The sequence below is a fragment of the Paraburkholderia acidipaludis NBRC 101816 genome (genome assembly GCF_000684975.1).
Classification (GTDB): Bacteria; Pseudomonadota; Gammaproteobacteria; order Burkholderiales; family Burkholderiaceae; genus Paraburkholderia; species Paraburkholderia acidipaludis.
On the sequence record NZ_BAXZ01000029.1, the window covers coordinates 64,273 to 85,684 of the forward strand.

The window sequence follows — 21,412 nt, forward strand, 5'->3', positions numbered from 1 at the left end:
GCTGGACCGCCCGCTCGCTCCCGCGCTGGAGCAACCGCGAGTCGCTAATCGGTGCGGAACGGTCCCGGCTCCAGTATGGGTGCACGCATTCAGCTGTTCGCCGCAGGCAACGGGCCGAAGAACATGGCAACGAAACGGCGGCGGCCTATCACGCGTGAAAGCTCCGCCATGATGCAGTAGTTCAGGATCAGGACGACCAACAGGATCTGGATTGCCAGGAAATGTGCCCAGTCCAGCTCGGCGAGCAGGTTGCGGTTGGCCTCGACGAGGTTGTGCGCAACCTTCCAGTACTCGAAAAGCCGTTCGAGGAAGTGGATGACGAGCGCCACCAGCGTGTACATGAGCGTCTTCCATCCCACGTTCCAGATCAGAGGCTTTTCGGGAAAGCGGTTCACGAACGGAAGCATGTTGGCCAGCAAGACGGATTTGCCGAGCACGAGCGCGGCCAGCGTGATCGATCCGGCGGTGGGCAGCGTGATCCCAGTGTCGTGCGTCATCAGCGAGCGGATCAGCGCCACGATGTGCAGGATGATGAGGAAGAAAATCGTGGGCGGCAACATTTCCAGGAACTCGTGCCGGATCTTCGCGGTGAACTGGTTCATTATCTTCTCCCTCGGGTGGCCTGACCGCCGCGTTGCGCGATCAGCGCACCGAATATCCCCTGCCCTGCATGCAGGCCGCCCAGGACTGGTTATACGTAGAAAGCGCCTGCTGCTGCATCGACTGCGTCTGCGCATTTTGTGCCGCGGCGGCCCGCGCCTGCTGCCGGTGTGCCATGCCGCCCGCCACCGTGCCGGCGACCGCGCCGACCGCCGCGCCATGGCCTGCATCGCCACCGATGGCACCCGCGGTGGCGCCCATTGCGGCCCCGGCCGCCGCACCCCTGACCCGCTGGCCGTTCTGTGCCTGAGCCTGAGGCGGTGGGGCCGCTGCTGCCGCGGGGTCGATGCCGGTGTGCTGCTTTGCCCACGCGTAACACGCCCCCTCGTCGGTGCTCTGCTGCTGGGCGCTCTGGCCGTGCGCCGGATAAACCACAGGCTGCTGTGCCCGAGCAGGCGAAATCATCCACGCTGCGCCAAGCGTGGCGCACAGATATGTAATGCTAATTTTTTTCATGGCCGTATCTCCAATCGAATTGTGGCTACTGCCCGCAAAGCATAATCGCGATCGGCCGCATTCCATCCAGAAATTACGACGCGCCATGACTATGATGAAAGAACTACGTAAATGACCCTTGGCGGATCGTCGGACGTGCGACTGTCGTCGCCGCCGGAGGCCGTTGCGTGCGCCACAGAAAAAAACATTTCACGAATGGAAACCTGCATCATGGGCACGGCTGGAATCGTTACCGTCGAGCGTCTGCTTGCGTGCATGGCTCCAGGTGAGCGGTGCACGCGTGCCGAAATCATGGTCCGGCTCGATGCGGGTCTTGCAACGGTTCAGCATATGCTCAGTGTATGCGTGGCGCAGGGCTTACTGCGGCGCACACCCGAAGGTCGACATCATGTCTGGTGGAGACCGCCGCCGGGCTGTCCGGCTATGGCAAGGTCATTTGCTGACCTGCGCGGCTACGACGAGCAGTTGCAGCGCCTCGCGCGGCTTTCCTTTGCGGCCCGCCCTCCCCGGTCGCCGGGCCTGGTGATCCGGTACGGCGTGGGTCAGCCGTGATCCGGTTAATGAATGGGCCCGAGCCGGCCGAGCAGCAATGCGCCTTCCGGCGTGAGTTGCAGGACGGACGTGCCGCCAGGCTGCTCCCGCGCAATGAGCTGGCGTTCGAGCAGGGGTGCCAGCTCATCGCGGCTGGCGATCCGGTCCGCGGCGTCCCTGACCAGCATGAGCGTTGCAAATTCAAGAGCACTGAGCATCGGATTTTCCTGACAGAATATGGCCGCTGTTCTGGTCCCGAGTGGCGGACAAAAGCAGATGACGCGAAACCCTCCGGCCGACGGATTAATCGCATGGAAATTGGCCAGGAAAGACCGAGCTTAGTAATTACGCATGACGAACAAAAGTCAGGGAAATGCGGTCTGCATTGCGATAAACGCGTTCCACCCTCTTCGGGTTGTCTCTCCAGTCTTCCCGGCGAAGCATCACGCCGTGCGCTCGACCCATGGGCGTATGCGAACGGCGTCACCTTGAAGTTGAAATTGCGCGTACACGGCCTTCGCGGCCGCATCGACCCGCGCGGGGTCGTTGACGTCGAGCGTCACGCGCAGCAGACATTCGCCGGCTTCGGGCGCGAGGTCTTCGAGGACAGCCTGGTTGCGTGCCGTCGCGACGCAATGCCAGCCGCGCGCGAGTTCGGCGAGCGCGAGTTCGCGGCCAAAGCCTGTCGAACAGCCGGAAGCGGCTTGCCCAGATCCGGCCGGAGCGCGAAACGCCTGGGCCGGCCGGCGCCGCTCTCCGCAGCCCGGCGCTAACCCGGCGGCGCGTGTACCATACTGCGCCTGACGAGCTCGGCACGGACCCGGCGCGGCCCGCACGCTGCCGGCCGGACCGCCGCTCGCTTCCGCGCTGAAGCAGCCGTAAGCCGCCGCATGGCCGCGACCGGCTGCGCGAGGCGCTCAACGCGCCCGGATTCGAATTGCGCTGAACACAAACTTGCCTTGGCTAATGGAGGAATCCGTATGAAAGTCGCCGTCATGGGCGCGGGCGCGGTGGGCTGCTACTACGGCGGCATGCTCGCACGCGCGGGGCACGAGGTCGTGCTGATCGGCCGGGCGCAGCACGTCGAGGCCATCGGGCGCGACGGCCTGCGCCTCGAAACGCAGCAGTTCGACGAGTGCATCGGCCGACCGCATCTCGTCGCCAGCGCGGATCCGGCCGCCGTCGAGGGGGCACGGCTCGTGCTGTTCTGCGTGAAATCGACCGACACCGAAAGCGCGGGCGCCGCCATCGGCCCGCATCTCGCTGCCGACACGCTCGTGCTGACGCTGCAAAACGGCGTGGACAACGCCGGGCGCCTGCGCGGCGCCATCACGCAGGAAGTCGCGGCAGCGGTCGTGTACGTCGCCACCGAAATGGCGGGACCGGGCCACGTGCGCCATCACGGCCGCGGCGAGCTCGTGATCGAACCTTCTTCGCACAGCGAAAGCGTGGCGCAGACGCTCGCTGCGGCAGGCGTGCCCACCGAAATCTCCGCGAACGTGCGCGGCGCGCTATGGGCCAAGCTGATCCTGAACTGCGCGTACAACGCGCTTTCGGCGATCGCGCAACTCCCCTATGGCCGTCTCGTGCAGGGCGTGGGCGTGCGCGACACCATGCGCGACGTCGTGGCCGAATGCGTCGCGGTCGCTCACGCCGACAGCGTGACCCTGCCGCCCGACGTCGAGCTGGCGGTGCGCCGCATTGCGGAAACCATGCCTGGCCAGTATTCGTCCACGGCGCAGGACATGGCGCGCGGCAAGCGCAGCGAAATCGATTATCTGAACGGCTTCGTCGTGAGGCGCGGCGAAGCCCTCGGCGTCGCCACGCCCGCGAACCGGCTGCTGCATACGCTCGTGCGGCTCATCGAGGACAAGGCAGCCGGCGCCGTCTGAAGCTCCGCACCCGGGCGCCGCCGCCTTCACCGCTCGAACACGAGCAGCGTGGACGTGGCCGTGGCGTAGACCTTGCCGGCCGCGTCCGTGAGCGTGGCTTCGGTAAAGGCCGCGCGACGGCCCATGGTCAGCACGCGGCCTTCCGCGCGTACCGGCCCGGTATCGACGGTCATCGCGCGGTGATACGACACCTTCAGTTCGAGCGTCGTGTAGCCCTGGGTGGCGCCGAGGCGCGAATGCGCCGCGCAGCCGCACGCGGAATCGAGCAGCGTGGCCGCATAGCCGCCGTGCACCGTGCCGATGGGGTTGTAGACGCCGAGCCCCGGCACGCCTTCGAACACCACGCGCCCTTCCTCCACTTCCACCAGGTAAAAATCGAGCGCGTTGCCGATCGGAGCGCGGCCGCCGGCCTGCACCATGTGGCGCAACTGTTCGATGCCGGTCAGGCCGGCAGGCAATTCTGCAACGAGGTCCATGGGGTCGTAGCCTCCGTAGATGGCGCGTTTTCGGCGCAATGCGGGCGCGGAACGCGCCTTCCGTGAGCAGCATCCTACCTCTTTTAGAACGATCGTTCTTAAATCTGTGCAGCATCTTCCTCGCGCAGGATCGGTGCATTCCGGCATGCCGATAATTGATATGGTATCCGAACGAATCGGGTGTGACCGACCGCGTGCCCGCCAGGCCGGCAAGTCCCGACCTAAACGATATGAAGATCGCGTGACACGCCGCTTCTATGCGTGCCGCATCGGATGCAAACGTTGGCGGCGGATCAGTCCGGCCGGCGGGCTGTTAACGCTGGGTCGGCACGATACATTGATGATATTGTCTGGAGTTGCCGGCCCCGCTCAAGGCAGCAAAGAAGACAGCAAAGCCGGCCCGCGCGACCGGTAACAACAACAAGCGATTTCACCCCGATGACCGTTTCGAGACCCACGCTTCGGATGAAGCTGCGGCGCGCCTGGGCGTCGCTGCCGCTCTTCCTCGTACGCGCCTTCGCGCCGGCCATGCGCAACCTCCAGTATGCGAAGCGCCGCATGCAGCCATGCGCCGTGGTGGCGTGTATCGGTTTCCCGCTTTACTACTCCATCTGGAAGGACCTGTTTCCTCAGCCGTACGAAAATCTCACGCTGCGCCTCGTCGGCTCCGCGCTGTTCTTGCCCGTCATCGCATACGAGCGCTGGCCGCATGCCGCGAAGCGGCTGCTGCCGTGGTACTGGTACGGCATCACGCTCTACGCGCTGCCGTTTTTCTTCACCTTCATGCTGCTCAAGAACAACGGCAACGAAGTGTGGGTGGAAAGCGCGCTGATCGCCGCGTTCGTGATGGTGCTGCTGCACGACTGGCTCATGCTCGTGCTCCAGTTCGTGGTGGGCATCGGCCTCGCGGTGATCGCCTATTGCCTCACCACCCACCCCATCGTGATCGGCTCGAATTACCTCACGCACCTCGCGATCTTTTCGTTCGCGGTGGCGATCGGCGCCGTGGCGAACTACGACCAGGACCGCATCCAGATCGAACAGGAACGCGCCATGCTCGCCACGGCAGGCAGCGTGGCGCATGAACTGCGCACGCCGCTCGTGGCGATTCGCGTGGGCGCGGCCGGCCTCATGCGCTATCTGCCCGCCCTGCTGCAGACCTATCTGCTCGCGCAGCGCCATCGCCTGCCCGTGCCGCGCATTCGCGGCGCGCACCTGCATTCGCTGCAGGGCGTGGTGGGCCGCATCGAACAGGAAGCGCTCTACTCGAACGCGATCATCGACATGCTGCTCGCCACCGCGCGCTTCACCGGCGGAACCATGCAAAACGCAACGCCATGCTCGATCACCCAGTGCGTCGAAACGGCGCTCACACGCTTTCCTTTTCGCGAAGGCGACCGGCGGCGCGTGCACTGCAATCTGCGGCCCGATTTTTCGTTCAACGGCTCGGAAATGCTCACGGTTCACGTGCTGTTCAATTTGCTGAAAAATGCCTTCCGGCACATGGGCAATATTGAAACCGCATATATTTCGATCCGGCTCGAAACCGGCTCGCGTGCAAATCGTTTGATTTTCAGCGATACCGGCACAGGTATTTCTCCGGAAACCTTGCCGCATATCTTTACCCGCTTTTATACTTCGGCAACCACCACCGATGACGTCTCACTGGGAGCCGGTATCGGACTAGCGTTCTGCCGCGACGTCATGCAGGCGATAGGGGGAGCCATAACCTGCTCTTCGGTGAAAGGCGAGTACACCGAGTTCGTTTTGACATTCCCTGCGCCATGACGAAAGCCCTCACGCCGTTCGCTTACCCGACCACCGTCGCCTTCGTCGACGATAGCGCCGCGTTCCTGTCGAACCTGAGCCTGCAGCTCGATCCCCAACTCGCGTTCCGGATGTTCAACTCGCCTTCTCGCGCGCTGCGATTCCTGAACCACCGCGAAGCCTCTGGCCAGACCGCCGAACCGATTTTCAGCCCCTATCTGGACCGCACCGAAGAAAACGATGCGCACCAGGTCATCTCCATGCGCGTCGACGCGATCCGCAGCCTCGTGCACCAGCCCGCGCGCTTCGAATCGGTTTCGGTCGTCGTAGTGGACTACGACATGCCCGAGATCAACGGCATGGAGTTCTGCCGCCGCCTTGCGGATTCGTCGGTCAAGAAGATCGTGCTCACCGGCAAGGCCGACGAACACGTGGCCGTGCGCAGCTTCAACGAAGGCCTGATCGACCGCTTCATCCGCAAGCACGAAGCCGATGCCGTCGAAACGCTGAACCACGCGATCCGCGATATGCAGGACGCGTATTTCGACCAGGCCGGCGCCTCCGTGCGCGATGCGCTGTCGGTCTCCGAATACGCGTTCCTCAAAGACGGCGCACTCGCGGCGCATGTGAAGCGCATTTTCGAATCGCACGGCATTGTCGAACATTACCTCTCGTACCAGCCGCACGGCATCCTCATGTTCGACGGCGCCGGCACGGCCTACCTGCTCGTGATCCATACCGACGAAACCCTGCGCGGCGTGCGCGAAATCGCCATCGAACAGGGCGCGCCCACCGGCTTCCTTGCCGAGCTCGACGCGCATCGCAGCCTGCCCTATTTCTGGCACAGCGAAGGCTACTACCCCGCGCGATGCATGGAGTGGCAGCCGTATATGCATCCGGCATCGATGTTCCATGGCGAGCGCCGCTACACTTACGCGGTCGTCAAGGAGCCGGCGGGGTTTGCGCTCGATACCGTCGTACCATACGACGTGTTCCTGCAACAACTCGACAGCGAGTTCCAGGCAGCGTGGAACCCGCACTGAGTTCCACGCCGCATCCGGATTCTCTCCGCTCTGCGCGCAATCAGGCCGGCATGGCCGCCATCGCAAGCGTCGCCGCCGGCGGCGCCTGATGCACACGGGAACGGCTCGCGCCGCGCTGCACGAGGCGGCGTGTCGACGGCCAGTTCCACATGTCCAGCTCGTCACGAATCTCGTCGCACACGTCGACGAGCCGCTCCAGTTCCTGGTCGCCCAGCGCCGCATTCACCGAAATCCGGATCAGCGAGCGGTTTTGCGCCGTCGCCGGCGCGCAAAACACCGAACCGAAAATGCCGCGCGCTTCCAGCGCGTCGCGCAGCACGATGGTGCGCTGTTCGGGGCCGGCTTCGAGCGCGACGATCTGCGTTTCGCTGCCGTTCAGGTTGTAGCCCAGCTCCGCGAGCCGCACGCGCAAATAGCGCGCGTTCGCCGCGAGCCGCGTGCGGCGCCAGTCTTCACGCTCGATCACTTCGAGCGTGGCCGCGAGCCCCATCACTTCGTGCGGCAGCAACGTCGAGCTGAAGATGGCGGGCAGCGATTCACACTTGAAGTACTCCTGAAAGCGGTGCGAGCAACTGACGATGCCCGCGCGCCCCGCGAACGCCTTGGCGAGACTCGCGGTGCGGAAATGCACGGCGTCCGTCAAGCCCAGCTCCACGACGAGCCCCGCGCCGCGCGGCCCATGGGTGCCGAGCGAATGCGATTCGTCCACCACCAGCACGCAGTCGTGCTCCGCGCACACTTCCGCGATAGCCGCAAGCGGCGCCACGCTGCCGTTCGTGCTGTACACCGAATCGACGATCACGACGCCCGGGCCGTTGCGCAGGATGCGCTGCTCCAGGTGATCGACGTCGTTGTGGAGGAAACTGACCGCGCGCGCGCCGGCGCTGCGAACGCCCTCCCAGAGCGACATGTGCGCCATCATGTCCACGTACACCGGCGTCTGCGCGTCCGCAATGGACTGGATGAGCCCCGTGTTGGCCGCGAAACCCGACTGGCACAGCACGCTGGCCTCCGCTTCCATCCACGAGGCGAAGCGGTCCTCGAGCTGCAGTTGCGGGCAGTCGTCGCCGTGCAGGAAGATGCCCGACATCAAGAGACCGTTGCCTTCGTCGCGGATGCTGCGGCACATCGCATCGAGAATTTCGGGGTGGCGGGCAATCGAAAGGTAATCGTTGCTCGACAGATGCAATGCGTCGGCGCCCGGCGCGCGCCCATGCATGATATGGCCGCCCGCCCAGGTCTCGTGCACGCGTGTCCGGTAATAGCGGTCCACGCGCGCGGCGAGAAAGGGCGGCAACGCCGCGTCGTGATGGTGGGCGTTACGCCAGTTGCTACCAACTTTCATCTCAGGCTCCTTGCGGTTGAAGGCCGCCCCCCAAGGCTTTTTTTCGCGTCAGGGATCCTTTCGGGAGACTGGCCGGTGAATTGCCTTGGCAGGCACGCACGGCGCGCCTGCAAGAGGCTTACGAAAGCGGATGACGCAATGGTGCGCCCACAGGTCCATCGCGACGCGAAGCGGAACGTGGCCGCTTCGCCAGAATGGGTTCGCGCGCGAGCCGCGCATACAGGAACGGCGAGGCCAGCTCAGCGCTGCCTCGCCGCACGAACGCGGCGGCGATATCGTTTGCAGCTGCTGGCCGCCCATGGACGGACGCCCCGACATCCGCACGATTCCCGCCTCGCGTAATCGCTACTGGTTATGAAGGAAGAGAAGCCTGCGTGCTGAAAAGCGCGCTCTGGTATCGCGTAGCGCGCGGCATGGCGTTCGGTACGGAACGCGGGTCAACACGCAAAATGCATGTTTGATAATTATCCAGTAAAAACTGCCGCGGAAATCGCTTACCGGCCATAACTATGCGCAGTGCATTTCAATTTCTTCCACTGGCGCATCGACGTTTCTATCCGACCTCAAAATAATTCGCTGTGCATAGCTTGCATCAAAAAAACAACAGCGCAGGCGCCTCTTCGGCGGCTGCGCTGCGGTGCGGTGCGGTGCGATACGCTGGGTAAATATCTGACGAAATCTGCTGTCCGTGCGGGTTCCTCCGTGTGCTCTTCCGCTGGTTGCTATTTGATGCCGAACCGATGATCGAGCGACAGAACGCCTCCGCCGCGCGCGATCATATAGAGCAACAGGCCCGCCCACGAAAGATGCGTCGGCCACGCATCGGGATAGACGAACACTTCGATCACCGTGGTCATGCCAAGAAGCGCGAGCGCCGCGCCGCGCGTGAAGAGACCGAGCACGAGCAGCACCGGGAAGAAGTGCTCGGAATAAGCCGCGATATGCGCGGCGATTTCGGGCGGAATCACGGGAATTTTGTACTCGTCCCGGAAGAGCTCATAGGTGCCGGGCGTGATCGTTAGCAAACCGCTGACCTTCGTGCGGCCGGACATGAAAAAGATCGACGCAATGGCGAAGCGGCAAACGAGCGCGAGCAGCGAATGCCCGATGAGGCGGCCGGCCAGATCCGCAGCGGCATTCCAGCCGGCGCGCAGGCGGCCCGGCAGACCGCTGCGGTTCGTCGAACCCGCATCGGAAGCGGCGTCCTGGGTTGCATTCCGGGGTGTGTTCATCTCAGGCTCCATTCATTTCGGATTGCTTCTCATCTCCGGAGGAAATGGCGGCGCTAAACGCGCCATCGGCAAACAGTTCGGAGAACAGGACGGCAAGATCGAGCGCGGGCTCGGCTTCGAGCGCCGCCAGCGTCGCCTCGCCCAGCTCGCGCCCCGCGGCGCAAACGTCCAGCAGCGCGCATGCGCCCTGGCTCAGCGCGCGCCACGTCACGCTTGCGCCGGCGCGCAACAACAAGGCGCCTTCGCCGCGCCACGCGAGTTCTTCAGGCAGATCGACCGCTTCGCGGTTGGCGCGCCAGATCGTGTAGACCGGATGCGCGCCGAACCAGGCCCAGCGTGCGCTCGCGTGCGGCTTCAGCACCCGCCGTGCAAAATCTTCAGGCGCGTACCGGGCCACCTGCGCAGCCGCAAGCACGGGTTCGTCGGCCGCTACATGCGCCTCCACCCAGAACCGGTCGAGCCGGGCGGCGTCCGCGAGCCATGGCAACTCGCGCGCCGGTTCGAAGCCGGCCAGGAACGCCGGGAACGTCGCGCCGTAAAGCAGAAGCCGCGCGTCGTCGGGCGGTGTCGCCTGCGCGTAGATGAGCGCGGCCGAACGAAACCAGTCCACGCCGACCAGGCGCTCCACCGTGGGGAAATTCGCCCGCAAGGCATCCACACAGCCCTTGAACACCGTGTTGCGGTAGACGGCGAAGCCCGGCTGCATGGCCAGTCCGGCCACGCGCGAATCCTCCGCGGACGCGCCGTGCAGCGCGCGGACGAAGTCGTCCTGAAAGCCAGTCAAGGTCGGATTCATGCGAGAACCTCCGCACCGTCGAGCACGGCCTGGGCGCTATCGCGTTCGGCAAGCAGCGCGTCGAAACCGGGAATATGATCGTCGCGCTCGATCAGCGTGGGCCGCGGACCGAAGCGATCGATCGTGTGGCGATAGAGCTTCCACACGGCATCGGCAATGGGGGCGTCGTGCGAATCGATCAGGAGCGGCGGCTGCATTGCTTCATCTACGCTGTGTCCCGCGAGATGGATCTCCATCACGGCCTCGCCCGGAAAGGCATCGATCCAGCCGGCAGCATCGAAACCCATGTTGCAGGCGCTCACATAGACGTTGTTCACGTCGAGCAACAAGCCGCAGCCCGTGCGCCGCACCAGCTCCGCGAGAAATTCCGGCTCGCTCCACGTGTGCCCTTCGATGCGCACGTAGTGCGACGGGTTCTCGATGGCGATCCGCCGGCCCAACGCCTCCTGCGTGCGCGCGATGTTGTCCGCGATGCGCGAAAGCGCGGCGGTGTCGCGCGGAAACGGCAGCAGATCGGGATGATAATGAGCACGCCAGGCGGACCAGGCGAGATGCTCGGAGACGAGCGCCGGCTGCAGCCGGTCCGCCAGCGTGCGCAGCCGGCCCAGATGCGCCGCATCCGGCACGCGGTCCGCCGCGAGCGAGAGCGACACGCCATGCAGCGACAGCGCGTGGCGCTCGCGCACCGCCTCGAGCCACGCGAGACGCGGGCCGCCCGCAACCATGTAGTTCTCCGGATGAACTTCGAACCAGAGTCCGTGCGCCTCGCAGTTGCGCGCTTCGTCATAATGCTGCGGCTTGAGACCGAGTCCCGCGCCGCATTCGGTGGGCGTGTTCATGATCGCCGGGCGGCCGTGTGCGTCAGGAGCCCATCGGCGTGAGCGAGCCGTGGCCCGCGGGCGTCTTGATCGACGTGCAGGTGCCGGCCGGGACGTTCTTCCAGTGCGAGCCGTCGTAGTCCATCTTCTGCGAACCGGCACAGGTCGTGCCCGCTCCCGCCTTGCAGTCGTTGTGGCCGGCCATCGCGACGCCGTAGCACTTTTCCACGCTGCCGGTCTGGGCCTGGGCAACGGTGGCGCCCGAAGCGAGCGAGGCAAGAATCAGCGCGGCGGCGGAAAACTTAAGAGTACTCATGATATAGGCTCCATCGGATGATGTTTGGACGGTATTCAGATCGTCTGCGGCATCGGGGCGATGCACACGCGATCTGCCTGTAATTACGTGTCGGGGCGAGTGCCGGTTACAGCCCGGCGCGCAAGCGCGGCAAAATATTTTTTTGTGCCGTGCTGTAACCTGTTGGCCCCGCCGGTCGTATACGCTTCCCACAAGCCTTGGACCATAGCGCCGCACATTGAAAGCAATCAGAAAGAAAACCATGCCGCAGCTCATGCTTGACGAATGCCCGGAAGGCCCGCGACTATTGAAGGAGAGCCCGCCCACCGTCACCGGAGCCCTGTCATGACCCGCAACGTGCCATTCGCCTGATGCGCGCGCAATCCGCTGCAATCCCGTTGCGTGCGCCGACATTTCACCCGTGCTGTAACCGGAGTTCGCGATGAACCGAACTACCGGTAACGAACCGGCACGCGGCACCGAAGAGCGGCTCAAGGCGTTGTTCGTGCGCGGCCTCGCCGGCGACACGACGGCCTATCACGCCTTTCTCTCGGAGCTCGGCTCGCATCTGCGCGGCTTTCTGCGCAAGCGGCTCTATGCGTTGCAGGACGACGTGGAGGATCTCGTGCAGGAAATCCTGCTTGCCGTGCACAACGGCCGCGCCACCTATCGCCCCGAGGAACCGCTCACGGCCTGGGTGCACGCGATTGCGCGCTACAAGCTGACCGACTTCTTCCGGGCGCGCTCGCGCCGCGAAGCGCTGCAGACACCGCTCGACGACGAGCTGGAAATCTTCGCGACCTGCGACGACGAGGCCACCGACGCGCGCCGCGACCTCGGCAAGATGCTCGACCAGTTGCCGGACCGCCAGCGCCTGCCGATCCTGCACGTGAAGCTGCAGGGGCTGTCGGTCACGGAAACGGCGAAGCTGACCGGCCTCTCGGAATCGGCGGTTAAGGTGGGTGTACATCGCGGCCTCAAGGCGCTCGCGCTGAAGTTTCAGAACGCATCATGAAAACAGAGGACCTCATTTCCCTACTCGCCACGGGCGCAACACCAGTCGACCGCCATGTGGTCTCGCGGCGCTTCGCCAGGGCGCTGATCGCCGGCGGCCTCGGCTCGACGCTCCTGATGGCGCTCGTGTTCGGCGTGCGCCACGACCTCGCGACCGTCGCGGCCACGCCAGCCTTCTGGCTCAAGCTCGCGCTGCCGTTCTTCCTCGCGCTGGGGGCGCTCGCCGCCACCACGCGGCTCTCGCGGCCCGGCGGGGCGCCGCGCATGGCCTGGGCCGCCATGGCCTGGCCGGTCGTGGCCGTGTGGCTGGGCGCCATCGCGCTCGTCTCGCTCGCGCCGCCTGACGAGCGCCTCGCGCTCGTCATGGGGCAGACATGGCGCGTGTGCCCGTTCAACATCGCATTCCTTTCGGTGCCGTCGTTCGTCGGCGTGTTCTGGGCCTTGCGCGGCCTCGCGCCCACGCGCCTGCGCGTCGCCGGCTTCACGGGCGGACTGCTGGCGAGCGCCACGGCGACGCTCGCCTATTCCCTGCATTGCCCCGAAATGGAGGTGTCGTTCTGGGCCGTCTGGTATCTGCTCGGCATGGCCATTCCGGCCGGTATCGGCGCCTGGCTCGGGCCGCGGCTGCTGCGCTGGTGACGGGGGGCGGCGCCCGACGCCGCCCGGGTACAGCGCCTGCGCTCGGCACGCTGTACCGACACCGGAGACCACCATGCACTCCTCCGCATCCATCGCGGCGGAAGCCGCGGCGCGCCAGGACTTCAAACAGCGCATCGAAGCCGCGCTTGCGCAAGTGAACTATCCCGCCCACCCGCCCATCCTGATCGAGACCGCCGAGCAGAGCGGCGCGGCAAGCGATGTAGTCGCCGCCTTGCGCACACTCCCCGACGAGGCTTTCGGCAGCTTTTCCGAAGTGGCCGCCTCTATCGAGGCGGCACGCAAGCCAGCCGGCGATCTGGACCAGAATTGCGGGCGCTGAGCGCAAGACCGGTAACGTACTTTTACATCTCGCTCGCGGCGTACACCGCGCCCGCTACGCGCCGCCCCATGCCGTAGCGGGCCGAAAGGCCCGCCACCCGGGCTATTCGGCCCGTGAACCCTGGCCATTGCCTCGCCCGGACAAGCCGGGAACGGAACGTGCGCTGAGTCCCGCCAGGACAGGCGCGGCGCGCAAGCGCGCGCGTACGCGCCGGGAACGAAACGCAAAAAAACAGGCGCGGACAGCACCGTGCCTGGCAGGTACACATGCATGGCTACTGTATTGCTCGTTGACGACGACCCCAATGCGCTTGACGCACTAAAAGAACTGGTCGGCCAGGAAGGCTACCGTGTCACGACCGCGGCGGATGGGACCGACGCGCTCCGGAGCGCGCTCGCCGATCCGCCCGACGTCGTGATCTCCGACTGCATGATGCCGCGCATGGACGGCATCGCATTGATGCGTGCGATGCGGCGCAATCGGGCGCTCGCGCATGTCCCGCTCGTGCTCGTTTCCGCACTGGTCACGCCGCCGGCCGATGCCGACGTGGCGGGCTTCCTGCGCAAGCCGTTCGCCGTCACCCAGCTGCTCGACATCCTGCGCCGCGTCCAGACGGCTTGAGCGGCGCCGGACCGGCGCCCGTCATCGCACAATCGGCCACGCCCGATCCATAGCGTTCCTCAATACCGTGCGAGGCACGCCGGATGCTTCCCACAAGACAAGAACTTTTGACGGAAGCCGATATGAACCTCCTCCACCGAACTCATCCCGCGCTAAGGAGCGCAATTTCCCTGACCAGCCTCGTAGCGATCGAATGTGCCCTCGTGGCGGGCGTGCTGCTCGCCCTGCACATCGATCCGATGTAACGCAGTCCTCAAGAGGAGCACGATCATGAACGCGTATGCAGGCCGCTCGCAAGACGAGCGCATTGCCCGGCGCAAGCACGAGATCCAGCGCGCCCAGGAGCCGCCGGGCGGCCAGATGGCTGTTTATGGCACCGGGCCGGATCCCGACCATAGCTGCGGCGAACTCTCGCCGCGCGGCAAGGAAATCTGGCGCCGGGGCGCCGGCCTCGACGGCGGCGGCAAGGCCGATTGACCGCAAGATCGACGGCAAATCGACTGACGATGCAGCGCATCGCGGCGCCTGCGAGGGGGTTCTCGCGGGAATGGCACATGCGCATCGAAAGGGGCTTGTCCACGCGCGGCGGTCCCGGTGCCGCCTCATCCGAAGGAGTCCGTCATGCCCAACCCGGTTCTCTCCCCTGCGCCTGACGGCAATGGCGCGCGCATCGTCAAACGCGAGCACGAGTCGTCGATCGGCCCTGGCCCCTATGTCATGGGCGCAAGCACGCTCGATGGCGATCGGGTCCTGAGCGCGGAAGGCGACGAAATCGGCAAGATCAAGGACATCATGCTCGACGTGCACAGCGGACGTATCGCCTATGCGGTGATGTCGAGCGGCGGCCGGCTCGGAATCGGCGACAAGCTGCTGGCGATTCCCTGGGACGCGCTTACGCTCGACGCCGTGCGCAAGTGCTTTGTCCTTGCGTTGCCGGCGGAGCACGTGAAGAACGCACCGGGCTTCGACAAGCGCCACTGGCCGGCGATGGCCGACCGCGCCTGGGCCACCGCCGTGCACGGGTACTACGGCCGCGACCCTTACTGGAGCATCGAAACGGCACTGCCCGGCGAGAGCAGCAGGAGCGAAGAACCGCCGGAAGCGGGCGGCGTGAAGCTCTGATAACGGACTGCCTCACTTGCCGCGCAGGCGCCGCCGCATCTCCGCCGTGAGCCGCTGCTGCGCCTCGCCATAGCCGGCCCAGGGATCCTCGCGCAGCCGCAGCGTATGGAGCCGCTCGCGCAGATTGCCGATGGTCCACGATGGTCCATTGGGTGCCGCCTGTCGTGCGGTCGAGTTCATCCCAGCCGATCGGCACCGAAACACCCAGGCCCGGCCGCGCGCGCAATCCCAGTTCGTCGGGCAGATCGTGGGTCAGCCGCGCCGCACAATGCCCATGATGAGGGTAACGAGGAAAATCACGATGAAGATGTAGAACAGGATCTTCGCGATGGCCGCGGCGCCTGCTGCTATGCCGCCGAAGCCAAATACGGCTGCGATGATCGCAATGATGAAAAAAATGATCGCATATTGAAGCATGACGTCCTCCAGTTTCCGGTCGCACCGGGGAAAGTCCCCGCGCCGTCGGCAACGGACCACGGCGCGGCGTAGGCGCAGGCCGCGCCATTGCCCGGCCTGCATCTGCGTGCCATGCATCATTCCCGTCTGCTCGCCGCATCCGGGTCCGGCACGTTGCAGTTTCTGGAGCAAGCCCGGTGCCCGGAACGCGGGGTGTACTACGTCACCGTGTTACGTCACTGCGTCGTATTAGGCGGCGTGGTCGGCATGGCGTTGCTGTTGCCGCCGCCCGAATTGCCGTTGCCCGAGCCGTTGTAGCCGGGCGCCGTCGTGCCCGGAGCGGTATTCGCGGGGACGCCCATCACCGTGCCGGCTCCGCCGGCCGTACCGTTCGCGCCCGGCGAACCATAACCGCTATCCGGGGCCGTACCCGGAGCCACACCGGTCGAGCCCGGCGCGCTGTTGCCCGGCGCCATGCCGCCACCACCGCCGCCGCCATTGCCCATCCCTGCGGAGCCGCCGGCAGAGCCACCTCCCGCGCCCATGCCGCCCGCGCCGCCGGCGCCGCCCGTACCGCCCGCAGCCCATGCCGTGCCCGAAAGCGCCATCACCAGTGCCCATGCCATTGCGTGCTTCGTCGATCGGTTCATCGTCGATCTCCTTTTCGCGTCATACGGTTCGAGAAAAGCGGCGTATGCCCGCTGGGCGCGCCGCGCGTACACCTGCTGGCGCGCAAGCGATGTGCCACGAAGCATGGATGCACCCCATACCGTAAATTCAATAAGCATTGCCAGGCAATAGACGAAACCTGCCGCCCGATCCTGCGGTCGGGCCGGTATTTACGCCTGCGGCGGATTCCAGCCGTTGCGCCGGAACGTGGTGGCGAAGAACAGCACCTGATAGCGGATGGCGTTGGACCAGTAGGCCCAGGTGTGACCGCCGGGCCGTTCCGCGTAGTCGTGCGGCACGCCGAGCGCGACGAGCCGCTCGTGCAGCACGCGGTTCGAGTTGACGAAATGATCGTCCACGCCGCAGTCGATGGTCAGGTCGATGTGGGCACGCCGGAATTCGTTCGTGTTCTCGACGATCGCGTTGCGGCTCCAGAATTCGGCATGCCGCGCGGGATCGCCGAACACGCGGTCGATGCCGGGCTCGTCTTCGCAGGCGCGCGGGTCCACCGCACCGCTGATGCTGCCTGCCGCACCGAAGGTATCGCGCCGGTCGAGCGCAATGTGCAGGGCGCCAAAGCCGCCCATGCTGAGCCCCGTGATCGCGCGTCCCTCTTTCGCGGCGATGGTGCGCAAATGCGCGTCCACCCACGCAACGACCTCGTGGCCCACGTAGGTCTCGTAGCGGCTGCGCGGATCGAAGGGGCTGTCGATGTACCAGCTCTCGGGGCCGCCGTCCGGCATCACGAGAATCACGTGATAGCGGTCTGCCAACTCGCTCACCCGGGAATTCGCTGCCCAGTCCGTATGATCGCCGCCCGAACCGTGCAGCAGGTAGATCACCGGATAACGTTGCTTACCGCCATCCCGGGCGTAGTCGTCCGGCAGCACGATCGTGGCGCCGTGCGTTTGCTGCATGGCGGCGCTGGGAATGCTGACCACGCTGGATTGGAACGCAGAAGCGTGACTGGCGATTAGCAGTGGGGAAACGAGCCAGAGTGCGAGCCGGAATGCGCGGGCCTTGTTCATGAGGGGGTCGCTCTTGTTTTTGGCGCCAATCTCGCCCGGACGCGGTCCGGACGCGGGCGGAGAAGCGCTTCGACCCACTCTAGCAACGGCTACTTACAGTCAAATTTCAGGCAAGCCTACGGAATGCAAGCGGGGCATCGTCGGCCTCGACGGACTCATCGCCCCCAACCGCCTGACCGAAGCCCGCCGCGCGCGGGACTTCGATCCGCCTCGATCCGTTGTGCGCAGCGTTAGCGCGATTTCGCGGTCATATACGCCACCGCGGCCTTGATCTCGGCATCGGAGCAGGCCGCGCATCCGCCGTGCGGCGGCATGGCCTTGAAGCCGATCAGCGCGTGCTGCAGCAGCGTGGCATCGCCTTGCGCAATGCGCGGCATCCATGCGGCCTTGTCGCCGACTTTCGGCGCCCCCGCCGCCCCGGTGGCGTGACATGCAAAGCAGACCGAACCATAGACCGCTTCACCCGAGCGCACCGGCGCGGCGGAAACCGCTTCGGTCTTCGCAGACGCCGCCGCAGCGGGAATGGGCGTCACCCCGCCGCCCGTATCCACCGCGTCGGCCACCGCCACGCCACCGCCCTGCCCGCGCAACAGACTGAAATACGCCGCGATATTGACGATGTCGCGATCCGAAAGCGGCGCGGCCATGGCGTTCATGGTGGGATTTTGCCGGGTCTTGCCGTCCCGGTACGCCTGCAGCGCCCCCTCGAGATAACCGCGGTGCTGCCCCGCAAGATTCGGCACGCCCGGAATCTTCGCCACGCCGTCAACGTTATGGCATGCGAAGCAAACGGCGGCGCGCCGCTTGCCCGCCGCGACATCGGGCGCGTCCCCCGACGTCTGCGCATGCGCCGTCACGCAGAACAGCGACAGCAGAACCAATCCGAACCGGATGATGTTGCTCATGATTTCGACGCCTCCCCGCATCAATTGAAGCTGTCGTGCATCGAGATCGCGATCCCGTACACGAAAAACACGGCAATCCAGACGCCGAGCACCGACACCGCGCCGGTGCCCAGGCGCGCCACGGTGCGGTCCGCGCGATACACGCCCTGCGTGCGCCCCGCGCGGTACAGCAGCGTGAGATAGAAGCCGCCCACGAGGCCGCCTATGCCGGCGAGCGTCGCGAAGAACAGCGCCGTGGAGGGCCAGTCGGCATGGACCGTGTAGGTCTGGATCGTGTAGCCGAGCGGCCTCAGGTAGTGCACGCGAATGACTTCGCGCCACACCGCGAGCACGCCGAGCAGCGCGAAGCCGCACAGCGCGGGCTGATAGCCGTGCGTATCTTTGCCAAGCTGCCGCATCCAGAGCGCCATGGTGGCCAGCGCGCCGACGATGAGCCAGCCGACCGGATGCAGCGCAAGACCGGAACCCTTGGGGAAATCGAACTGCCAGGCGAGCATGGGCACGAGCGCGATCGCGTAACCCCACTGCGCGAGGCGCTGGCCCAGATTACTCACGAACGCGCGGTAGGCAGGCTCGCGGTCCTCGCGCCCGGAGAAATAGTGCGCATAAGCGAGCAGGAAAACGCCCACGGCCGGCACGGAGAGGCTCATGATGAACACGTAGCGCGGCCACTGGATCGCATGCAGCGCGGCGCCGCGCGTGTCGACCATGCCGCCCGGCGCATACCAGTTCATCCATTGCCCGGGCAGCAGCGCCTGATACGAAAGCGCGTGCATGATCAGCCCGTCCAGGCAGAAGAGCCCGAACGCGATCCACGCATAGACGCCGATGTGCCGCTTCGCGCCTTCGTGATTGGCATGGTAGAAGGCGAACCAGCAGCAGTAGGCCACGATCAGCGTGAAAATGAAGGCGATGGCCCAGCGCCCCGACAGCACATTCGAGGTGTACCACTGCGGGTCGTAAATGACCTGGGTGAAGAGCAGCGGCGCGACGCCCAGCACGATCAGCAGCGACACGGCGACCTTGGCCACCTTCGTCATCGCCATCGAAAGGCGTTCCCAGTACACGCCGGCCTCACCGGCGGCGCGCCGGTGGAACGCGAAGATCGCGAGCCCCGAAGCGCCCATGGCCAGGTGCACGAAGGCAATGTGCGCCACCCACGTGAGCACCATCAGGATCTGAAACACCACGGGCTGCGCGGGCAACCCGGCGGGGTCGCGCATCGTGTTCATCACGGCACCAATATCCATGGCTAGTTCCTCGACGGCGTCGCTTGCCCCGCCGCCTGTTGTTCCTGTTCCGCAACCAGCGCGGGAGCGCTCGTGCTGCCGCTTTTGCCGTCATTCGCGGCAGCCACGGCACGTTGTTCCGCCGCCTGCTGTTGCGCGATCAACCGATCGACGTTCTTGCCGCTATCCACGGCGGCGAGGTAGTGCGCAATGGCGCGAATCTCGTCGTCGGGCAGGTCGATGCGCGGCATATAAGGCTGCGTGCCGTATTTCAGCGGGCCGCGCAGGAAGGCCGCGATCATGTCCTCGTCGGTGGCCATGTGCAGCTTGCCGGGCAAGTTGCGCAGCGGGCCGCCCGGTTCGAGCGAATGGCAGTTCGCGCAAGCCACCTTGGTCAGCAGGCGGCCCACTTCGAGCTCGTTGGCGTCGGTGACGGTTCTCAGGCGATCCGGCACGAACGGATGCAGTTGGAGCAGGCCGTGTTCGGCAATGCGCTCGACCTCCGAGTGGATGCCCTTGCCGGGCACGTCGCGCGCGATCACCTGATTGCCGTAGATGTACTGCCCCGCCACGTAGGGCTTGCGCATCGACTCGCGCATGCGCTCTTCGGGCCACACCCCCACCACGGCGATGAACAGGAACAGCGAAATCGCGAGCGAGGTGTAGACGTGCTGCGGAAACGCCCAGGCGAACACGAGCCAGAGCGTCGCCACGGCAAACACCGCGACCATGCCCTTCGCGTAGACGGGCAGCAGATGCGTGTCGAGCATCACGAGCGCGTTGTGCGGCAGCGTGCGCAGGTAGTAGAAGAACATCACGACAGCCACGGCGCCGCCGACGAGTCCAACCGGCGCGATCATGCGCACGACGCTGCGGCGCAGCGCGGGGTCGCTCACGCGGCTGGCCACCAGCAGGCCGACCAGCGCCGCCATCACGATCATGCCGCCCGTGCGGGTGCCGAGCTGGGCGAAGAAGTTGACGTTGTAGAACGCCTCGCTCGTGGAGCCGGTCTGATACCAGCTGTCGTGGCCCGGCCACATCATGAACGAGAGCACGCCGACGATCAGCAGCATGGTCGCCCATGAAGCAAGCGCAAACGACCACGTCAGCTTCAGGTGGGTGCGCGCATCGATCTTGCCGATCAGGTAGACGAGCGCGTAGACGCCGATGACTTCGACCGTGAAGTAGACCCACTCGCTCGCCCAGACCCAGACGAAGTTGTGGATCAGCCCGCTCACGCCGCGCGGACTCGCCACGGTGATCGCATACCAGATCCCCGGGCCCGTGATCGAGCCGATGATGTACGAGAACACGAGCAGGAACATGCCGTAGCGCTTGATGAACTCCATCAGCTGCGGCTTGTTCTCGCGGTAGGCCCGCGTTTCGAGCAGCGCGAACAGGAACGAAGCGCCGACCGATGTATGGGACGCCACGACGTGTATCACGCCGATGATCCCCATGACCCAGGCCGTACCGATGCCCGGAACGTAGAACGTCGGGTACATGCCGAGCATGTCCATACGTCTCCCCCTTCTTCTGTAGATCCAGTCCGGATGAGCGGACGCGCCGCGCCCTTTGTGCACCCGCTATGCACCCCTGGCTTCCGGATCAATGACGACGCCTGAAATTCAGGGAGGGCCATGCTAGCAAAAGGTCCGCATGGCTAACGCTGCGTAGCGGTTATGTTTGGAATCATGTGTGGAATGGCGCAGACCGAAGATCCACGCGCCTCTGCGGCCCAGGCGGCCATGTGGGCAGGGCCGCCCGGCAGGCGCATTTCTTTCATTTTTATTGCGATCGCCACCCGGGCGCCGCCCGCGTGGCTGACCACGAAACGCCGCGCATGCCACCTGTTTTCCGTGCCTTTTTCGCATCAGTTGCGGCCCGGACAATTGACGCGGCAAACCACGGCGCATTAACCTTGCGCGCTGATGGTTCCCGGCGACGGGATCAAAAGGGAACGCAGTAAAGGCGCGCCTCAAAAACACACGCGCCTCGAGACTGCGGCTGCCCCCGCAACTGTGAGCGGCGAGTCCATGCCCACGCGAGCCACTGGGAAACCGGGAAGGCCGGCACCGGACGTCGACCCGCGAGCCAGGAGACCTGCCATCAACCGAGGTCCATGCAGCCGCAACGGG

27 protein-coding genes, 1 pseudogene and 1 riboswitch are annotated in these 21,412 nt (G+C 65.4%); of the genes and pseudogenes, 11 read left to right on the top strand and 17 right to left on the bottom strand.

The annotated features are described in order from the left end of the window. Positions 1–89: 89 nt before the first annotated feature. Entirely contained in the window at positions 90–602 is a 513-nt protein-coding gene (locus BAC01S_RS26645; RefSeq protein ID WP_027797507.1) for a hypothetical protein, read from the bottom strand. Between the two features lie 40 nt (positions 603–642). Next, on the bottom strand, positions 643–1,116 hold the full coding sequence (locus tag BAC01S_RS26650; protein ID WP_027797508.1) for a YMGG-like glycine zipper-containing protein: 474 nt from the start codon (positions 1,114–1,116) through the stop codon (positions 643–645). Positions 1,117–1,227: 111 nt separating this feature from the next. Here BAC01S_RS26650 and BAC01S_RS35400 point away from each other — a divergent pair, with 111 nt between their 5' ends. Further along, positions 1,228–1,668 (top strand): hypothetical protein, encoded by a 441-nt coding sequence (locus tag BAC01S_RS35400; RefSeq protein ID WP_218001790.1) that lies wholly within the window; start codon positions 1,228–1,230, stop codon positions 1,666–1,668. 5 nt (positions 1,669–1,673) lie between these two features. On the opposite strand, the gene BAC01S_RS26660 is transcribed toward BAC01S_RS35400, so the two are convergent. Together BAC01S_RS26660 and BAC01S_RS34890 are read right to left on the bottom strand one after the other, a co-directional pair. Further along, positions 1,674–1,865, bottom strand: coding sequence for a hypothetical protein (locus BAC01S_RS26660; protein WP_027797509.1), 192 nt, complete (start codon positions 1,863–1,865; stop codon positions 1,674–1,676). Between the two features lie 225 nt (positions 1,866–2,090). After that, positions 2,091–2,483, bottom strand: coding sequence for an SDR family NAD(P)-dependent oxidoreductase (locus BAC01S_RS34890; RefSeq protein WP_156954549.1), 393 nt, complete (start codon positions 2,481–2,483; stop codon positions 2,091–2,093). Positions 2,484–2,627: 144 nt separating this feature from the next. Here BAC01S_RS34890 and BAC01S_RS26670 point away from each other — a divergent pair, with 144 nt between their 5' ends. Beyond that, positions 2,628–3,539 carry a ketopantoate reductase family protein gene (locus tag BAC01S_RS26670; RefSeq protein ID WP_027797511.1) on the top strand — a complete coding sequence of 304 codons (912 nt, stop codon included), beginning with the start codon at positions 2,628–2,630 and terminating at the stop codon, positions 3,537–3,539. 26 nt (positions 3,540–3,565) lie between these two features. Here the strand turns inward: BAC01S_RS26670 and BAC01S_RS26675 are convergent, their stop codons facing one another. Then, on the bottom strand, positions 3,566–4,015 hold the full coding sequence (locus BAC01S_RS26675) for a PaaI family thioesterase (protein ID WP_027797512.1): 450 nt from the start codon (positions 4,013–4,015) through the stop codon (positions 3,566–3,568). Between the two features lie 438 nt (positions 4,016–4,453). On the opposite strand from BAC01S_RS26675, the gene BAC01S_RS26680 reads away from it, so the two are divergent. After that, entirely contained in the window at positions 4,454–5,803 is a 1,350-nt protein-coding gene (locus tag BAC01S_RS26680; RefSeq protein WP_245616692.1) for a sensor histidine kinase, read from the top strand. After that, complete coding sequence (locus BAC01S_RS26685) at positions 5,800–6,825, top strand: response regulator (protein ID WP_027797514.1); 1,026 nt, start codon at positions 5,800–5,802, stop codon at positions 6,823–6,825. The genes BAC01S_RS26680 and BAC01S_RS26685 overlap by 4 nt, the downstream gene beginning before the upstream one ends. A 40-nt stretch (positions 6,826–6,865) precedes the next feature. Here the strand turns inward: BAC01S_RS26685 and cqsA are convergent, their stop codons facing one another. The 5 genes from cqsA to BAC01S_RS26710 all read right to left on the bottom strand — a co-directional run bounded on the left by cqsA (position 6,866) and on the right by BAC01S_RS26710 (position 11,332). Next, positions 6,866–8,170 (bottom strand): alpha-hydroxyketone-type quorum-sensing autoinducer synthase, encoded by a 1,305-nt coding sequence (cqsA, locus tag BAC01S_RS32700; protein WP_043203794.1) that lies wholly within the window; start codon positions 8,168–8,170, stop codon positions 6,866–6,868. Positions 8,171–8,892: 722 nt separating this feature from the next. Beyond that, complete coding sequence (locus tag BAC01S_RS26695; RefSeq protein ID WP_084168886.1) at positions 8,893–9,402, bottom strand: DoxX family protein; 510 nt, start codon at positions 9,400–9,402, stop codon at positions 8,893–8,895. Between the two features lies 1 nt (position 9,403). After that, positions 9,404–10,198, bottom strand: coding sequence for an HvfC/BufC N-terminal domain-containing protein (locus tag BAC01S_RS32705; protein ID WP_043203796.1), 795 nt, complete (start codon positions 10,196–10,198; stop codon positions 9,404–9,406). Continuing rightward, complete coding sequence (gene bufB, locus BAC01S_RS26705; protein WP_027797516.1) at positions 10,195–11,037, bottom strand: MNIO family bufferin maturase; 843 nt, start codon at positions 11,035–11,037, stop codon at positions 10,195–10,197. The genes BAC01S_RS32705 and bufB overlap by 4 nt, the downstream gene beginning before the upstream one ends. A 22-nt stretch (positions 11,038–11,059) precedes the next feature. Further along, the gene (locus BAC01S_RS26710; RefSeq protein WP_027797517.1) at positions 11,060–11,332 is read right to left on the bottom strand and encodes a BufA1 family periplasmic bufferin-type metallophore; all 273 of its coding nucleotides are present in this window, start codon (positions 11,330–11,332) and stop codon (positions 11,060–11,062) included. Between the two features lie 421 nt (positions 11,333–11,753). Between BAC01S_RS26710 and BAC01S_RS26715 the strand changes: the two genes are divergently transcribed. The 6 genes from BAC01S_RS26715 to BAC01S_RS26745 all read left to right on the top strand — a co-directional run bounded on the left by BAC01S_RS26715 (position 11,754) and on the right by BAC01S_RS26745 (position 15,047). Continuing rightward, entirely contained in the window at positions 11,754–12,326 is a 573-nt protein-coding gene (locus tag BAC01S_RS26715; protein WP_027797518.1) for a sigma-70 family RNA polymerase sigma factor, read from the top strand. Next, a complete protein-coding gene (locus BAC01S_RS26720) occupies positions 12,323–12,964 on the top strand; it encodes a DUF1109 domain-containing protein (protein ID WP_027797519.1) in 642 nt (213 codons plus the stop codon). The genes BAC01S_RS26715 and BAC01S_RS26720 overlap by 4 nt, the downstream gene beginning before the upstream one ends. A 73-nt stretch (positions 12,965–13,037) precedes the next feature. Then, positions 13,038–13,304, top strand: coding sequence for a DUF2795 domain-containing protein (locus tag BAC01S_RS32710; RefSeq protein ID WP_043203798.1), 267 nt, complete (start codon positions 13,038–13,040; stop codon positions 13,302–13,304). 270 nt (positions 13,305–13,574) lie between these two features. Beyond that, a complete protein-coding gene (locus BAC01S_RS26730; protein WP_027797520.1) occupies positions 13,575–13,925 on the top strand; it encodes a response regulator in 351 nt (116 codons plus the stop codon). A gap of 270 nt (positions 13,926–14,195) precedes the next feature. Then, positions 14,196–14,402, top strand: coding sequence for a hypothetical protein (locus tag BAC01S_RS26740; protein ID WP_027797521.1), 207 nt, complete (start codon positions 14,196–14,198; stop codon positions 14,400–14,402). 144 nt (positions 14,403–14,546) lie between these two features. After that, positions 14,547–15,047 carry a PRC-barrel domain-containing protein gene (locus BAC01S_RS26745; RefSeq protein WP_043203799.1) on the top strand — a complete coding sequence of 167 codons (501 nt, stop codon included), beginning with the start codon at positions 14,547–14,549 and terminating at the stop codon, positions 15,045–15,047. A 12-nt stretch (positions 15,048–15,059) separates the two neighbouring features. Here BAC01S_RS26745 and ligD read toward each other — a convergent pair. The 7 genes and pseudogenes from ligD to BAC01S_RS32720 all read right to left on the bottom strand — a co-directional run. Beyond that, positions 15,060–15,273 (bottom strand): annotated as a pseudogene (ligD, locus tag BAC01S_RS34895) (non-homologous end-joining DNA ligase LigD); the annotation flags it as partial. 26 nt (positions 15,274–15,299) lie between these two features. Further along, entirely contained in the window at positions 15,300–15,464 is a 165-nt protein-coding gene (locus tag BAC01S_RS34125; RefSeq protein WP_027797523.1) for a DUF1328 family protein, read from the bottom strand. A gap of 215 nt (positions 15,465–15,679) precedes the next feature. Beyond that, positions 15,680–16,093, bottom strand: a complete 414-nt coding sequence (locus BAC01S_RS34900; protein ID WP_043203800.1) for a hypothetical protein — start codon at positions 16,091–16,093, stop codon at positions 15,680–15,682. A gap of 189 nt (positions 16,094–16,282) precedes the next feature. Then, positions 16,283–17,140, bottom strand: a complete 858-nt coding sequence (locus BAC01S_RS26765; RefSeq protein ID WP_027797525.1) for an alpha/beta hydrolase — start codon at positions 17,138–17,140, stop codon at positions 16,283–16,285. A 230-nt stretch (positions 17,141–17,370) separates the two neighbouring features. Then, entirely contained in the window at positions 17,371–18,045 is a 675-nt protein-coding gene (locus BAC01S_RS35715; RefSeq protein WP_245616693.1) for a c-type cytochrome, read from the bottom strand. 20 nt (positions 18,046–18,065) lie between these two features. After that, positions 18,066–19,295: a hypothetical protein gene (locus tag BAC01S_RS26775; RefSeq protein ID WP_027797526.1), complete on the bottom strand. Its 1,230-nt coding sequence runs from the start codon at positions 19,293–19,295 to the stop codon at positions 18,066–18,068. A gap of 2 nt (positions 19,296–19,297) precedes the next feature. After that, the gene (locus BAC01S_RS32720) at positions 19,298–20,794 is read right to left on the bottom strand and encodes a c-type cytochrome (protein WP_043203801.1); all 1,497 of its coding nucleotides are present in this window, start codon (positions 20,792–20,794) and stop codon (positions 19,298–19,300) included. A gap of 183 nt (positions 20,795–20,977) precedes the next feature. Between BAC01S_RS32720 and BAC01S_RS26785 the strand changes: the two genes are divergently transcribed. Further along, complete coding sequence (locus BAC01S_RS26785; RefSeq protein WP_027797527.1) at positions 20,978–21,193, top strand: hypothetical protein; 216 nt, start codon at positions 20,978–20,980, stop codon at positions 21,191–21,193. Further along, positions 21,190–21,399, top strand: a riboswitch (cobalamin riboswitch). It overlaps the preceding gene by 4 nt. The last annotated feature ends 13 nt before the right edge of the window (positions 21,400–21,412 follow it).